Raw genomic sequence first — 14,776 nt, 5'->3', positions numbered from 1 at the left:
GTTCCGAGGATAAACGATGTAGAACTAAGGTTTCGCCAATAATCAACTCTGATTTGACCCGGCAGCCATAGCTCGATTGCATTAATTGACCCTATGGTTATTAACCATGGCAGCAAAATACTGCAAATTAGCAGTGTCCATGCTTTTGATTGCGCAAGTGGCTGCTTCATCCTCTATTACCAAAATCTAGTATGCACTCTTTCAGATACATATTTAATGTGTTGATCAATATACAAGTCGGTTTTTAAACCCATAACTAATGGATTTCTTAATCCAGAAAATTGAACGCCTAAATTGCTGTACCAAATACCCTAACAGCTTAGGGTACACCAATATAGCACAAGCATTAAACAAGCTACGAAGCTCTACCTACTTAGAAAAAGTCACTGGCAATGCGGCTCTCACCCTGCCGCTCCGCCAACTCATCCAGCAGCGTGCTCACCACTTGGTAAGCTTGAATCAGCGTTTCATTCGCCGTGCAGTACGGGGCAATGAAGTAGATGCAGTTTCCCAGCGGGCGTAATAACACGCCCTGCTGTGCGGCCCGTTCGCGTAGCCAGGTGCCCGCTCCAGCGCCGTATTGATTTTGTTCGTTCACTTGCAAATCAAAGGCGGCGATGGTGCCGCTCTGGCGCACGCGCTGCACCCGTGGGTGTTGCGCTAGGCGGGCGAGCTGCTCAGTATGCACAGCGGCTTGCGCTTGAATGCGGGCGAGCGTTTGTTCCTCTTCAAACAGCTGGAGCGATGCGAGTGCCGCTGCACAGCCCAAAGGATTGGCGGTGTAGGAGTGGCCGTGCAGCAGGGCCTTGCCGACATCGTCACTCAAAAAGGCTTGGTAGATATGCGGCTGCGCGAGCGTAGCACCCATGGGTAAAAAGCCGCCGGTGAGGCCTTTAGACAAACACAATAAATCGGGAGCGACGCCCACTTGTTCGCTAGCGAAAAAAGTGCCGGTGCGGCCAAAGCCCGTCATCACTTCATCAAAGATTACGGGGATGCCTTGCGCTTGTACCCGCTCGACCACGGCACGCAGATAAGCGGGGCGTACCATGCGCATACCCGCCGCACCTTGCACCAATGGCTCGGCAATAAAAGCCACCAGCTCGCTGCCATGTTCCAGTAAATATTGATCGAGCCACGCTAAGCTCTCGGCTTCATCCGCGCTCGGGCCATGACCTTGCCAGGTGTGCGGATAGGGCAAGCTATCCACGGCAAAGAGCCAATCTTCAAATGGGGTATAAAAGCCCGATGAACGTCCCGCCGCCATCGCGCCAAAGGTGTCGCCGTGATACGCGCCTTCAAACGCCAGAAAGCGTTGCCGCAATTGGCCTTGATTACGCCAGTATTGCGCCGCCATTTTGAGGGCGACCTCGACCGCTGTGGAGCCATTATCGGTATAAAACACATGCTGCAAGGGAGCGGGAGCGCGCTGCACCAGGGCTTGCGCCAGCTGCACGGCGGGGGCATGGGTAATGCCCGCAAACATGACTTGCTCTAAGGTGCGGGCTTGCTGGGCAATCGCCTCCGCAATCACCGGATGGGCATGGCCATGCAAATTCACCCACCAGCTTGAGACGCCATCAAAGTAACGCTTGCCATCGGCATCAAATAAGAATTCACGTTCGCCGCGCACCATAGGAATGGGCGGCGCAGCGGTTTGCGCTTGGGTGAAAGGGTGCCAGCAGTGTTGGTGATCCTGCGCAAGTAGTTCAGATTTAGGGATAGCGGTTTTAAGCCGAGTCATCACGCCCTCGCTGGCTGATCACTGATCGCTAAGCGCCACAAACTCGTGACCTCGGCGGCACGAGCCGCATGCAGTGGATCACTCGTGTCTTGTACCTTGGCATGACGTGGCCGGATATCGTCTTTGGCGTGAACCTTCAAGCCTGTCTCACTGATCCAACTGAGCAAGGCCTCACGTGTACGCAAACCGAGGTGCTCGGCAATGTCGGAGAGAATCAACCAGGCCTCGCCCCCCGGTGCAAGGCGGCTGCGCACACCGAGCAGAAATTGCCGCAGCATGCGGCTGTCGGGGTCGTAAATCGCCGCTTCAATGGGGGCGTTCACTTTGGCGGGAATCCACGGCGGGTTACACACCACCAGACCATATTGTTCAGCCGTGTCGGGGAATAAATCTGCTGCAACCACCTTAACTTGTTTGGTACACCCTAAGTTTTTTAAGTTGGCGCGTGCACAAGTCAAGGCGACTTCGCTTTGCTCGGTGGCGATGATGTGCGCCACGCCACGACGGGCGAGGATAGCCGCGAGTACGCCGGTGCCGGTGCCCACATCCAGCGCGGGGTATTGGCTGAGTGCGGTGGGTAATGGTGCTTGCGCAATCAAATCCACATACTCTCCCCGCACCGGCGAAAACACGCCGTAGTAGGGATGAATGGGCGCTTGCAGTGCGGGCACTAAGACGCCTTTTTTGCGCCACTCATGCGCGCCGATTAAACCCTGCAATTCACGCAGCGGCATGACGATGGATTCGCTTAATTTGCCAAAGGCTTCAGTCAGTGGCAGCCGTACATCTGGCGCACGGCGCAGGGGGATCGCCCCATCCGCTTGAATTTCAATGAGCAGCAGGCTCAACACCCGTGCCCGCTGCGCCTGCTTTTGCCGATGCTGATGGAACACCAAGGCACGTGGGTCAATCGGATTAGCCTTGGCTGTGGCCTTAGTTGTGGCTAAGGGTTCTGAATCGGGATTCGTTTTATTTTTTGGGGGTTTGGTTTTTTGGGCGGTTTTGTTTTGGCTGGTTTTATCTACGCGCCGCGCCAATGCTTGCAGCAGTTGTTTAGCGTTATGAAAATCGCCGCGCCAGAGTAGCCCCGTACCTTCACAGACCATGCGGTAGGCCTGATCGGCGTTCAAAGTATCGTCGGCCACCCAGACTTGTTTGGGTTGGGGCATGCCGTTGGCGCACTGCCAGCGCGCTTGTTGCAGGTTGTCGCCGTCTTCCCACTGTAAATAGCTTGTCATGTCGTTAGGCTTTCTAGCGCGTGCTGTAAGCGGGGAGGTAAAGGCACACTGGCTAACGCAGCCTGATTGAGTTGTGGGAATAAAGGTAACTCGGCCAGCACCGGGGCGGGGGCATAGCGCTCGATGGCAGCGCGGTTGGCCGGGTTTGGCTCGCCCACCATCACCACCCCGAGCAAGGGTAAACGACGCGCACGCAGGGCTTCAACGGATAGCGAAGTATGGTTAATCGTGCCCAAGCCACTGCGCACGACGAGCAGCGTGGGCAATTGCAGATGTGCGATCAAATCGACAATGTGCTCACGCTCATTGAGTGGCACCAGTAAGCCCCCTGCCCCTTCTACGACGAGACGCTCAGCCGCAGGACGCAGAATGGTGGCGAGATCAATGGCGACATTATCCAACGCAGCAGATTGATGCGGCGACAGCGGCTGGGTGAGCACATAGGCTTCGGGCACAACGGGGCGGCCCGTAAGTTGCGCGACCCACTGGCTATCGGTATGGCCCTGTTCATCGCGACCACTTTGAATGGGCTTCCAGTACGTGGCTTGCCAGTGATAGGCCAACCAGGCACTGACGATTGTTTTACCAACATTGGTATCGCTACCGGAAACAAAAATTGCGGGCATGGCTGACTTTGATCCCATTTTTTGCTGATGAAGACGGCCTTTATTTTACAAGGCAGACGAAACCAATTTCATAATTCAACGTGCAAGGCTGCGGCAAGGCTTTTAGTACTTGCCGCAGCGGACTACGCAAACCCGCCGAGCGATGCCCCGCACGCGGCACATGCGCACCAATCGCTTTAACACTGTGCGCAAACGCCAGCGCATTGGCATGGGTTTCATTCAAGGTGAGGTGTTGGAAAAACGCTTGCTGTGCGCCCAAGCCTAGACATTGCGCTTGCAGTTGGCTCCAATTCGGCAAGGGCTGCAAGCCACTGCTTAAACCGAGCTGGGCATGCGCGTTACGCCAAGCGCTAAATGAATCATCCAGTACCACACTGAATGCCACGACATGACTTTGCGCCAACCAGCGGGCCAGCACCTCGTCCAATGGATGGAGCCACTGCGCGCATAGCGCGGACACCAACCAATCAGTAGATGCGGCGATATTGGGAACGCCCGAATTGGGTACCCCATTTTGACCATCCCATACTTGCCAATCAATACGCGCTGCCAAATCGGGCAGACGCGCTTGCGCTTGCTGCAACATCGCGGGGGCAAGATCGGTCGCACAGTAAGGCACGGCATGGCGCGGTGCCAGGTGTTCGGTTAGGAAACCCGTGCCACAGCCGATTTCGCTAATGTGGGTAGGATTCGAGATGGGTAACACAGCCAACCAATCTGCGAATACCTGCGCCGCCTGCCGTTGCACTTGGGCCGCCGCACTGTATTGGGCGGCTGCGTCGTTAAAGGCGGTTTGCACGGGATTGGTATTCACTGTCGCGGCGGTCATCTTGTTTCGCTACCTCGCGCTATCTACTGCATGCCGTACCGCCTGATGGGTTGAGCTAACCGGGTTTAATTGACCGAGCCAATTCACAATCTGCGCTGCACACCAATCCGCGTGAGTCAAAGGTAACGCGTGCGTGCCGCTCGTCATGCTCAAAGTATTAAAGCAATCCTCACTCAAAGCGGGCGGCACAATCACATCATCCGCTGCCGCTAAAGCCAAGAGTGGCGCAGCAGGCAATGCAAAATTCGTATCACGTAAAGATGTAAGGTGGGTTGTGAGCGCGTCCAGATTCAAGGCTGATAAATCAGGATAGGCTGCTTCAGGATACGCAACTTCGGGCAGGCCCGCACGCTCGTAAAAATCGGTGAGCGTTGCCACCGGGTCCGCTGCCAAGCGTTGCAACATGGCATTCAGCAGCCGCAGGGGCGTGCCGCTTTTTTGCGGGCTACTCGGGCTGAAACAAAAACGATTGAAGCCGCACACACTCACGTGGCCCGCAACCGCAGGCGCATTTGGTTGCGCAAGTAACCGTTGAAGATAAGCGAAGCCGTACGAATGGCCGATGGCAATGAGTGGCTGCGAGAGGCGATGCCATTCGGGCGTGCGCGCCGAGCCAAAGAAGCCCAAGTCCACGGCATGAAAGTTGGCATCGGGGGCATGGGTACGCAGCGCACCCATCAAGGGCTGTAGGTTGGCTGGGCTGAGGCCCCAACCATGGCACACTAAAAAATCAAATCTGGCGACAGTCATTAAAATAAAAACTTGAACCGTGGAGAACAATTCATTACCGCAAAGTCTCCGCAATCGCATTCGCCAGTCGCGTCGCTTGTTCGCTCTCTGGGCATTCCACCATCACGCGCACGAGTGGCTCGGTGCCACTGGCGCGAATCAATACGCGACCATGCTCACCCAACTCTTTTTCAGCCTCCGCCGTAGCGGCTTTGAGGGCCGCATTATTTTGCCAGTCTGCGCCTTTTTCTATCCGGACATTCACCAATTTTTGTGGGTACAGCACGAGTTCTTTCGTGAGCTCACCCAAGCTGAGTCCGGTACGCCGCACGCCAATCAAGACTTGCAGGGCGGCGACCAAGGCATCACCCGTGGTATGCCGATCCAGACAAATCAAGTGGCCAGAGTTTTCACCGCCCAGCACCCAGCCTTTTTCGAGCAGCTTTTCCATGACATAGCGATCGCCGACTTTGGCGCGCTCAAAAGGAATACCGAGTTTGCCGAGCTGATGTTCCAAAGCGAGGTTACTCATTAAGGTACCGACGACGCCATCGACCTTACCGCCGACATGTTCGGAGGCTTTGCGCTCTTTCACCATGGCATACAGTAATTGGTCGCCATCAAAGCGCTTGCCATCGCCATCGACCATGATCAGACGATCACCATCGCCATCCAGTGCAATGCCTAAATCGGCATGGTTCGCGCGCACCGCGACTTCCAGCGCTTCGGTATGGGTTGCGCCCACATGGTCATTAATATTGAAACCATTCGGTTGCACGCCAATCGCATGCACTTCGGCACCGAGTTCGCTGAATACATGCGGGGCAATGTGATAGCCCGCGCCATGCGCCGCATCCACCACAATTTTGAGGCCCTTCAAATCCAGCTTGTTGGGGAAGGTACTTTTGCAAAATTCTATGTAGCGGCCGGCCGCATCATCCAAGCGCTTGGCTTTGCCCAAGTGATCGGAATCCGCACAACCCATCGGCTGGTCGAGGTAGGCTTCAATTTCCAGCTCCACTTCATCGGGTAGTTTGGTACCGGCGGCGGAGAAAAATTTAATGCCGTTGTCATCGTAGGGGTTGTGCGAGGCACTCACCACAATCCCGGCCGATAGGCGCAGTGCCCGCGTGAGGTAGGCGACAGCGGGCGTGGGCATGGGGCCAGCCAGCATCACATCCACCCCGGCGGCGGATAAGCCCGCTTCGAGCGCGGCTTCAATCATGTAGCCCGACACCCGCGTGTCTTTGCCAATCAGCACCGACGGATGGGAACCATTCGGGCTGTGTTTCAACAGCACTTTCCCGGCAGCATAACCAAGACGTAAAACGAAATCAGGGGTAATTGGATATTGCCCGACACGACCACGCACGCCATCAGTACCAAAATATTTTCTGCTCATTATTTTCCTTGTTCTATCCTTGCTATGTTCCTGAGAAGGGTTCTTCTATGGCTGCCCAGACTTTGAGGGCATCCACAGTGGCAGCCACGTCATGCACGCGCACAATGCGCGCGCCACGGGCCACGGCGGCCAGCATCGCGGCCAAGCTACCCGCTTCGCGCTGCGCCACCGGCTTGCCTGTAAGCTGCCCAATCATGGACTTCCGCGACACGCCAATCAAGAGGGGATAACCCAAAGCGGCCAAGCGTGGCAAGCCATGTAATAAATCGAGATTATGCGCCAAGGTTTTGCCAAAACCAAAACCGGGGTCGAGACAGATGCGTTCACGCGCCACCCCCGCCGCTTCAAGGGCTTGGGCTTGCTGGAGTAGAAACCCTTCGACTTCAGCAAGCACATCGCTATAGCGCGGGTCGGCCTGCATGGTTTGCGGCGCGCCCTGCATGTGCATGACACACAATGCGCACTGGCTCTCGACGGCAGCGGCAAAGGTATCCGGATGCTGGAAGCCGCTAATATCATTGAGCATGGCGACACCGAGTTCGCTCACCACACGCATCACCGCCGCTTTGGTGGTATCCACCGAAAGTGGTTTACCCAATTTGAGCGCGCCTTCAACCACGGGCAGCACGCGGCGCAACTCTTCAGCCTCGCTCACCGCGGGCGCACCGGGGCGGGAAGATTCACCACCGATATCCAGGATGTCGGCTCCGTCGCCCACTAATTTGGCGGCGTGGTCAAGTGCTGCTTGGGGTGAAAAGAATTGCCCGCCATCGGAGAAAGAATCCGGCGTGACATTGACCACCCCCATGACCAAAGGCCGGGAGAGAGTCTGCCAAGTTTGAATGAGCTGCTGCGCCTGCATGTTTAATGCGGAAGGGGGAAATCCTCCCAAGGTTGCCATTGGCCCTGATTGTACCGGGCAATCGCGGGTTTACTGGGGGCGGCGGCCATTTGAAACAGGTGAATCCAGCCATTGTCGAGCAGCTGCCGCACCAGCGGGTGTTTGTCGATAATTGCGGTCATCGGGGCTTGCGGCGCTTCAATACATACCGTGAGCCGCAAGGGGGTGTGCATCCAGCGTTCGCCGTTGTGCAGGGATTGCAGGGGCAGGCCAATCCGTAAATCACCGCCATTACCTTCAAACACGCCAATATGGCCACCGACGACGTTATGCAGCACTTTATTACCGCTGCCATAGCGCGGGTTATCAACCGTGGAGGCGTAGTACTGCATGTTGATCCAATGGGCCACCACCATCGGTGCGGTCATAATCAGCTCAAGAATGGCATAACCATCGTCATGTTCATGCTGGTAATCGTGCAGGAAGGTTCGGCCTGCCAATTCCAATGATTTGGTACGCGCCCTTGGCGCGACAATAAACGCAGCATTATCGGCCAAAGCCCACTCGGGGCGGACTTGCGACCAATCCATGGCCCGCGCGGTAATCGCCAGGGTTTGTTGCCCTTTATCCAGCCCGCCGTTTGTAGAGACGGGTAAATCAAGCCGCCCAGCGCGTTCGTAATTTGTAGCATGCTGAGCTTGTTGTAGCCAGGTTTGCAGTTGCTGGAGGTCGGTAGCATGACTTGCCGGCATTGCCGTGGTATCAAACAGGGTGATTTGATCGGTCGTCGTATTATGCAAAGCGGGCACAAACCAGGTATCGTCAGGCAATGACAGTCCTTTTTCCTGCAAGCCTTTGCGCACGGCTGGCTCATTGAGTAACGCGGCTAGCGCCCGGGCATTGACCTCGCCGGTCTGACCACAACAAGCGCCGCAGTCAAGACCCGCTGCATGGGGGTTATTGACAGTTTGGCTGCCGTGGCCAACCAGGAGAATCAAACGCGCTAAACGATCTGCTTGGTGTGCGAGCGACATCGCTGCCAGGACCCCTTGGGCAAGCTCAATTTTTTGTGACAACACAAAACTCAGGGGCTGCGGCAGGGTCGAGGCGTCTGTCGCTGCCCCAGCGATACGCGGTTGTAAACGTGCAGCTTCTTGCGCTGACAAGCCCACCCGCTCTGGCAGCACCTGCTGTTTCGTACCAAAGCTGGCTTGCACCAGCTTAGGCGCGTAACTCAAGCCGCAGGTTTCGACAAAACTAAAACCAGCATTTGCATGGCGCTTGAAGCCTTGCCAAGCGGCGCGCCAACCAAGCCGCTGTGTGCGCTGGTCCGCGAGTTTGGCAAGGGAATCGTCTGCTGACGCAGCCTTAGCGGCGCTTACCGCTGCCGATAGCGTCAGCTCATTGGCTGAATTGCCGAGATCATGATCGGTAACACGCAGCTTTGCGGCGAGCAAGCCTGGCAATTGGGGCCGGGCAAGTTTGCTGGCCAGTGGCATGTAATCTACCGGCAAGCCGAAAAAGCCGGCAAATCCGAGCGTTTCGATCTGCGGGGAGCAGGCTTCAAAGCCGCGCCGAATGATTTCTGAACGAACATCAATACAAAACGCGGCTTGCACTGCCGGGCGTGGGGTTGGGGGTTTAGTCGTTGCCCCTAATTCCTGATTTAACCCTTGCAATAAGGTGCGCTGATAGGCCAATTCATAAGCGTGTTGTATGGTCCACCAGGCCACACTGGTTTCCTCTGTGGGGGTCTCGGTTTGCACCTGGTTTTGATAGCTTGATAATGCCTGACGCCAACAATGTGGCAGGCTCGGTAAGCCTTGGAACAACAGATATTCCCAAGTCAGCCGGGCCGCTAAAATGTGTAGAACATCTGTCGCCGACTGCTGTTGCAGCTGTGCTTGCCATGCTTGATAAGCCGCCCAGGCAGCCCACCCATTCAAACTCAACAACACGGCAGTCAAGTAGTCTTCCAACAATGGCGCAGGAATCGCTAAGCGCCCCAGCAACCAGATCACAGCCGCCTCGGGGTCAACAGGGAGCTGCGCCAGCACATTGGCTCCATTGGTTAACCCCATTTGCAGACTGGGGCCGCGATCTTCCCGCGCAGCCGCTAACCAGAAAGGGAAAAAACCCGCTGTTTTATCCGCATGCCATTGGGCTTGGTGCTGGTCGTAATAGGCTCCGCACCATTGGCTGAGTGATTGGGTCACGTATTCACGCCAAGGCATGTGGTAAGGCGACAAATCAGCCTCATCTGCCAGGTGTGTTAAGAGCGGCAGTCGGGGTTGGGTTGTGTAGGCAGGGGTAGGGGTGGCACTCGTTAATAACCCGAGCAGCGTCGGTACACTGACGCCAGCCGTTGTGTACTGACATGCGCGCTGCAAATCTTCTAGCTTAAAACTGCCCGCCCGCCAGGCTTCTTGATACCACGCTGGCGGCATCAATAGTGGGCTGCCTGACAAGCGTGCCAGCGTGCCGCCCAATTGCGGTAGCGATTGCTCCACAAACCCCCAGTAGGGATTCACGGCAATAAATTGATCCAATGGCCAGGTTGGCGCAATGCGGCCACAAGCGCGCGTGATGGCAGCTTGAATCACACTCGGCTCAAACGCGGGATATGTTGTTAAAACAGAATCAGGGGTAATCGCATTCATGATGAACTCTTTTCGGCAGATTGGGCGACGGGCAGATGAGACAACGTGACTGGCTTACCTTTTGGCATTGGCCAAACCAGAAAGGTCAAACGGGTGAATAACTCATCCAGATAAAAACCAGCGAAGACATGCGGATAGAGTTTGCGCATGAAAGGCGTATGAGCTTGTAACTGGATGGCGAGGTTGACGAGAAACAACCCGCCAAATAAGCCCACCAGCAAAATAAGCTGCCAAGCCGGCAAAGCTGCCGTGCGTGGGGTAACCCAGTGACCGACGAGGCTATGCCACAGGGTATAAAGCCCCATGAGTGCGGCGACGCCAAGCACCCAAATCCCTAGCAATTTGAGACCCGATACCGTCTGGCGAGGAACCAGGGCACTTGGCAATGCTAACGCCAGGACCAGATAGAAAAAGTGGGTGGAGGTAAAGTCACTGACCTGACCGGCAAGTGGCCAACCCGAGAGCCAGCCCGCCGTCACGATGCCTGCTAGTACGCACAACAGAGCGGTAATCAACCAGAGACTGGGCTTACCTGGTAACGCAGGGACCTGACTCTTGATGCGGGTTTCGTAGACGGTATCGCCTGCATTTAAGAAAGCGTAGGCTTTGTACAGGGAATGGGCCAGCAGGTGCAGCAGCGCTAAGTCATATGCTCCCAAGCCACACTGTAAGAGCATAAAACCCATCTGCGCACAGGTGGACCAAGCCAGCATAACCTTGATGCTAATTCGAGTTGTCATCACCAGCGCAGCGACAACAGCGGTTAGGCTCCCAAACACCACCAGAATGCCCTGAGCCCACACGGAGGTATCTAGCAATGAGGCGCAACGAATCAGGACAAACCCGCCGATATTCACAATACCCGCATGCAGCAGTGCTGAAATTGGCGTGGGCGCTTCCATCACTTGAATCAACCAGCCATGAAAAGGGAGCTGGGCACATTTCAATATCGCGGTCAGCGCTAACAAGCCAGCGACCCACTGTAACGAGCTGCTGTGCGCGTTACTGCTGAGCTGCTGCGCCAGCACATCGAGTTCGAAACTATAGTGCTGCCCGAGCAAAATAAGCGCAGCGAGTAAGGTGATATCAGCCAGACGACTGATCAGGAATTTCTTATGAGCAGCCGTTGCAGCGGGTAGGCGCTCGCGGTAAAACATTAATAACTGATGCAAAGAAAGACTAGTTGCAATCCACGCTGCGGCAATGAAGACCAGATTATTTAACTGCACCAGTAAACTCACTGCAGCCAGCGTTAGCAATAACCAACTTAGGTAACGTTGACGTCCCTTGTCCCCTGCCAGATAGTTATCGGAATAACGAATAATGACCCATGCAATCAATGTCACCAGCAAGGAAAGCATCACGGTGAGGGCATCAAAGCGAATGCTTAATCCAATCCACTGTTGATTGCCGTATGCCACCCCGAGGTATTGTCTCACCACCGGCTCTGTGCCAACCAGCAAGGCATAAATAACAGTCTGAATGAGCGCGACCGATAGTGCATAGACGCTGTAACGCTGAGCTAGTCTCCAGGCAAAGGCGGCAGGCAAACGCTGCCAGATAGCCAAACCAGCGGGCAACAAATACAGCAGTGGAATTAGTAAATAGAGCCCAACCCACTGCGCTGGCGCTTGCGAAAGAAACATAAACCCTCCTGATCAATTGGTCGAGACGTAAGGTCAACAGGGTGAATTATCTGCATGCCATAATATTCTGTAAAATACATTATTTGTTTGTTTTAGTTCTGTTTATTAGAATAATAAATCCCTCTCAGGAGGCTCTATGCATCGACTGAATTACCATCATCTTCACTATTTTTGGGCCGTCGCAGAGAATGGTCATTTAACCCGGACGGCTGAGCAGCTCCATATCTCTCAGTCCGCCCTCTCTGCCCAAATTAAGCAACTGGAAGCCCAGTTAGGTCAGGCACTCTTTCAACGACAAGGGCGAAATCTGATTTTGACCGAGGCTGGTCGAATCGCCAAAAACTATGCAGACAGTATTTTTGCCACTGGACACGAACTCCTGGCGACCATGAGCCAGGGCCATTATCGGGAACGGCAAACTCTACGGATTGGGGCGGTATCGACCCTGTCACGTAATCTGCAAGAGAGTTTTATCAAGCCATTGCTAGGCCTCCCTGAGCTCTCACTGGTGTTACAAGCGGGATCGCTGTCTGAGTTACTCACCCGCCTGAGTGCACACAATCTTGATTTAGTGTTGTCTAACCGGGCGGTACAAGGCGACAGCGAAAATCCCTGGCGCTGCCAACGTATTGCACGCCAGCAAGTGAGTTTGGTTGGCGCAAAGGCGATTTATCAACAGACTCAACAAGCCAACAAGCGGAAACCCCTCGCTTTTCCCCAAGGATTGGCTGATCTCCCCTTAATCGTGCCAAGTCGCGCCAGTGATATCAGGACTGCATTTGATTTACTGTGCGAGCAACACCGCCTGCAGGTTGAAATTTTGGCGGAGGTGGATGACATGGCCATGCTGCGACTGATGGCTCGGGAAGGTCTTGCTGCTGCTGTTCTACCCAGTGTGGTGGTGCGCGACGAACTGCGTGACGGCGCATTAAAAGCGTTTTATCGGCTGCCGAATCTGTATGAGCACTTCTATGCAATTACCGTGAAGCGGCATTTTCAACACCCGATGCTACGACAACTGCTCGCCCGTAGTGAAGCTGAAGTGTTGGATATGCCAACGTAGTTCTATGGCCCATAAAAAAACCGGACTTTTGGTCCGGTTTTTTATACTCGACATGCCATCGCATCAGGCTGCGGCAGGGGCATTAGGCTCGACAGCGCCGCCGCTAGGGGGTGTTCCACCTGAAGAACGACGATCGTCTACCTTGGGCGCGCGGACTGGACGTCCTTGCATAATATCGTCAATCTGTTCGGCATCGATGGTTTCAAATTCCATCAAGGCATTGGTCATCGCTTCGACCTTATCGCGATTTTCATTCAGTAATTTAATTGCCAGCGCATATTGCTCGTCCAGAATCCGACGAATTTCCGCATCGATCTTTTGCATGGTGGCTTCTGACGTGTTAGTGGTTTTAGTCACCGAACGACCCAGGAACACTTCGCTTTCATTTTCTGCATAGACCATCGGACCCAACGCTTCTGTCATGCCGTAACGCGTTACCATATCCCGTGCCAACGCCGTGGCACGTTCAAAGTCATTACTGGCGCCAGTCGTCATCTGGTTAAGGAAGACTTCTTCCGCAGCACGACCACCGAACAACATCACAATTTGTTGCAGCATGAATTCTTTGTCGTAGCCGTAACGATCACGCTCTGGCAAACTCATGGTCACACCCAGCGCACGACCACGCGGAATGATGGTGACTTTGTGTACGGGGTCACATTTGGGTAGGAGCTTACCAATAATGGCATGACCTGACTCGTGATAAGCCGTGGCCCGGCGTTCTTCTTCAGGCATAACAACAGAGCGTCGCTCTGCGCCCATGATGATTTTATCTTTGGCTTTCTCAAAGTCATGCATATCCACCACACGACCATGACGACGTGCTGCAAACAGAGCAGCCTCATTGACCAGGTTAGCTAAATCAGCGCCGGAAAAGCCTGGGGTACCACGCGCCAAAACGGAAGCCTCAACATCGGGCGCAAGAGGGACTTTGCGCATGTGGACTTTCAAAATTTGTTCACGCCCGCGAATATCTGGCAATGACACCACCACTTGACGATCAAAACGGCCAGGCCGCAACAGGGCAGGATCAAGCACATCAGGACGGTTGGTTGCCGCAATCACAATCACACCAAGCCCAGTTTCGAAGCCATCCATCTCGACCAGCATCTGGTTCAAGGTTTGTTCGCGCTCATCATTACCGCCGCCCAAACCAGCACCACGCTGGCGGCCGACCGCATCAATCTCATCGATAAAAATAATGCAGGGGGCATGTTTTTTAGCGGTCTCGAACATATCACGGACGCGAGACGCGCCAACCCCAACAAACATTTCAACAAAGTCTGAGCCTGAAATGGTAAAGAAAGGGACCTTGGCTTCGCCTGCGATGGCTTTCGCCAGTAATGTTTTACCCGTACCGGGGGAGCCGACCATTAGTACGCCACGGGGGATGCGCCCGCCAAGTTTTTGAAATTTGCTGGGGTCGCGCAGGAAATCGACTAACTCCTGGACTTCTTCCTTCGCTTCATCGCAACCCGCAACATCGGCAAAGGTGACGCTGTTATTCGATTCATCGAGCATTTTGGCGCGTGATTTGCCAAATGAGAAAGCACCGCCTTTGCCCCCACCTTGCATTTGCCGCATGAAATAGAGCCAAGCGCCAATAATCAACAAGACGGGAAAGGAGGAAAGGAATAAGCTGGCTAACAGGGAAGGCTCTTCTTCCTGCTTGATTTTAAATTTCACCCCATATTTGATGAAATCTCCAATCAAGCCGCGATCTAGGTAAGTAATCGGCGTTCTGATCCGCCGGCCATCGGTGGTCTCAGCAACTACTTGCTTGTTATCCAGTTCGGCGCTCTTGATGCGCCCATCCTTGATATCTTCAAGGAAATCAGAATAGGCTACCTGATCTGCGCCACCGGGCCCCCGGGAGTCAATTTGGCGAAAGACGCCAAATAAAATCAAGGCCACGACAACCCAGATTGCTGCTTTGGAAAAAGGACTATTCAATTGCTCACTCCTTATGCTCAGCCATCATCATGAACCAAGCGGGTT

Annotated in this window: 11 protein-coding genes; 1 reads left to right on the top strand and 10 read right to left on the bottom strand. The window is 54.6% G+C overall.

Annotated elements, in window-relative coordinates:
• Positions 1 to 373: 373 nt before the first annotated feature.
• From bioA to DU000_RS00745, 9 genes are read right to left on the bottom strand one after another with little or no spacing between them, the layout of a single operon-like run.
• The gene (gene bioA, locus DU000_RS00785; RefSeq protein ID WP_114401460.1) at positions 374 to 1,744 is read right to left on the bottom strand and encodes an adenosylmethionine--8-amino-7-oxononanoate transaminase; all 1,371 of its coding nucleotides are present in this window, start codon (positions 1,742 to 1,744) and stop codon (positions 374 to 376) included.
• A complete protein-coding gene (locus DU000_RS00780; protein WP_114401459.1) occupies positions 1,744 to 2,982 on the bottom strand; it encodes a methyltransferase in 1,239 nt (412 codons plus the stop codon). The genes bioA and DU000_RS00780 overlap by 1 nt, the downstream gene beginning before the upstream one ends.
• Positions 2,979 to 3,608: a dethiobiotin synthase gene (bioD, locus tag DU000_RS00775; RefSeq protein ID WP_114401458.1), complete on the bottom strand. Its 630-nt coding sequence runs from the start codon at positions 3,606 to 3,608 to the stop codon at positions 2,979 to 2,981. The genes DU000_RS00780 and bioD overlap by 4 nt, the downstream gene beginning before the upstream one ends.
• Before the next feature lie 40 nt (positions 3,609 to 3,648).
• On the bottom strand, positions 3,649 to 4,437 hold the full coding sequence (locus DU000_RS00770) for a methyltransferase (RefSeq protein ID WP_114401457.1): 789 nt from the start codon (positions 4,435 to 4,437) through the stop codon (positions 3,649 to 3,651).
• Positions 4,438 to 4,446: 9 nt separating this feature from the next.
• Positions 4,447 to 5,187, bottom strand: a complete 741-nt coding sequence (locus tag DU000_RS00765; RefSeq protein ID WP_114401456.1) for a hypothetical protein — start codon at positions 5,185 to 5,187, stop codon at positions 4,447 to 4,449.
• A 34-nt stretch (positions 5,188 to 5,221) separates the two neighbouring features.
• Positions 5,222 to 6,568, bottom strand: coding sequence for a phosphoglucosamine mutase (gene glmM / locus DU000_RS00760; RefSeq protein WP_114401455.1), 1,347 nt, complete (start codon positions 6,566 to 6,568; stop codon positions 5,222 to 5,224).
• A 22-nt stretch (positions 6,569 to 6,590) separates the two neighbouring features.
• On the bottom strand, positions 6,591 to 7,430 hold the full coding sequence (gene folP / locus DU000_RS00755) for a dihydropteroate synthase (RefSeq protein WP_114401454.1): 840 nt from the start codon (positions 7,428 to 7,430) through the stop codon (positions 6,591 to 6,593).
• Between the two features lie 2 nt (positions 7,431 to 7,432).
• Positions 7,433 to 10,069, bottom strand: a complete 2,637-nt coding sequence (locus DU000_RS00750; protein WP_114401453.1) for a YbcC family protein — start codon at positions 10,067 to 10,069, stop codon at positions 7,433 to 7,435.
• A complete protein-coding gene (locus DU000_RS00745; protein ID WP_114401452.1) occupies positions 10,066 to 11,715 on the bottom strand; it encodes an NADH-quinone oxidoreductase subunit L in 1,650 nt (549 codons plus the stop codon). Before DU000_RS00745 ends, DU000_RS00750 begins: the two co-directional genes overlap by 4 nt.
• 136 nt (positions 11,716 to 11,851) lie before the next feature.
• On the opposite strand from DU000_RS00745, the gene DU000_RS00740 reads away from it, so the two are divergent.
• Complete coding sequence (locus DU000_RS00740; RefSeq protein WP_114401451.1) at positions 11,852 to 12,778, top strand: LysR family transcriptional regulator; 927 nt, start codon at positions 11,852 to 11,854, stop codon at positions 12,776 to 12,778.
• A gap of 63 nt (positions 12,779 to 12,841) precedes the next feature.
• On the opposite strand, the gene ftsH is transcribed toward DU000_RS00740, so the two are convergent.
• Positions 12,842 to 14,731 (bottom strand): ATP-dependent zinc metalloprotease FtsH, encoded by a 1,890-nt coding sequence (gene ftsH, locus DU000_RS00735; protein ID WP_114401450.1) that lies wholly within the window; start codon positions 14,729 to 14,731, stop codon positions 12,842 to 12,844.
• Positions 14,732 to 14,776 lie beyond the last annotated feature (45 nt).

It is taken from the genome of Parvibium lacunae, assembly GCF_003335215.1.
Taxonomy (GTDB): Bacteria; Pseudomonadota; Gammaproteobacteria; order Burkholderiales; family Burkholderiaceae_D; genus Parvibium; species Parvibium lacunae.
Note: the sequence above shows the minus strand (reverse complement) of the source record. Positions and strands in the feature narration are given on the sequence as shown.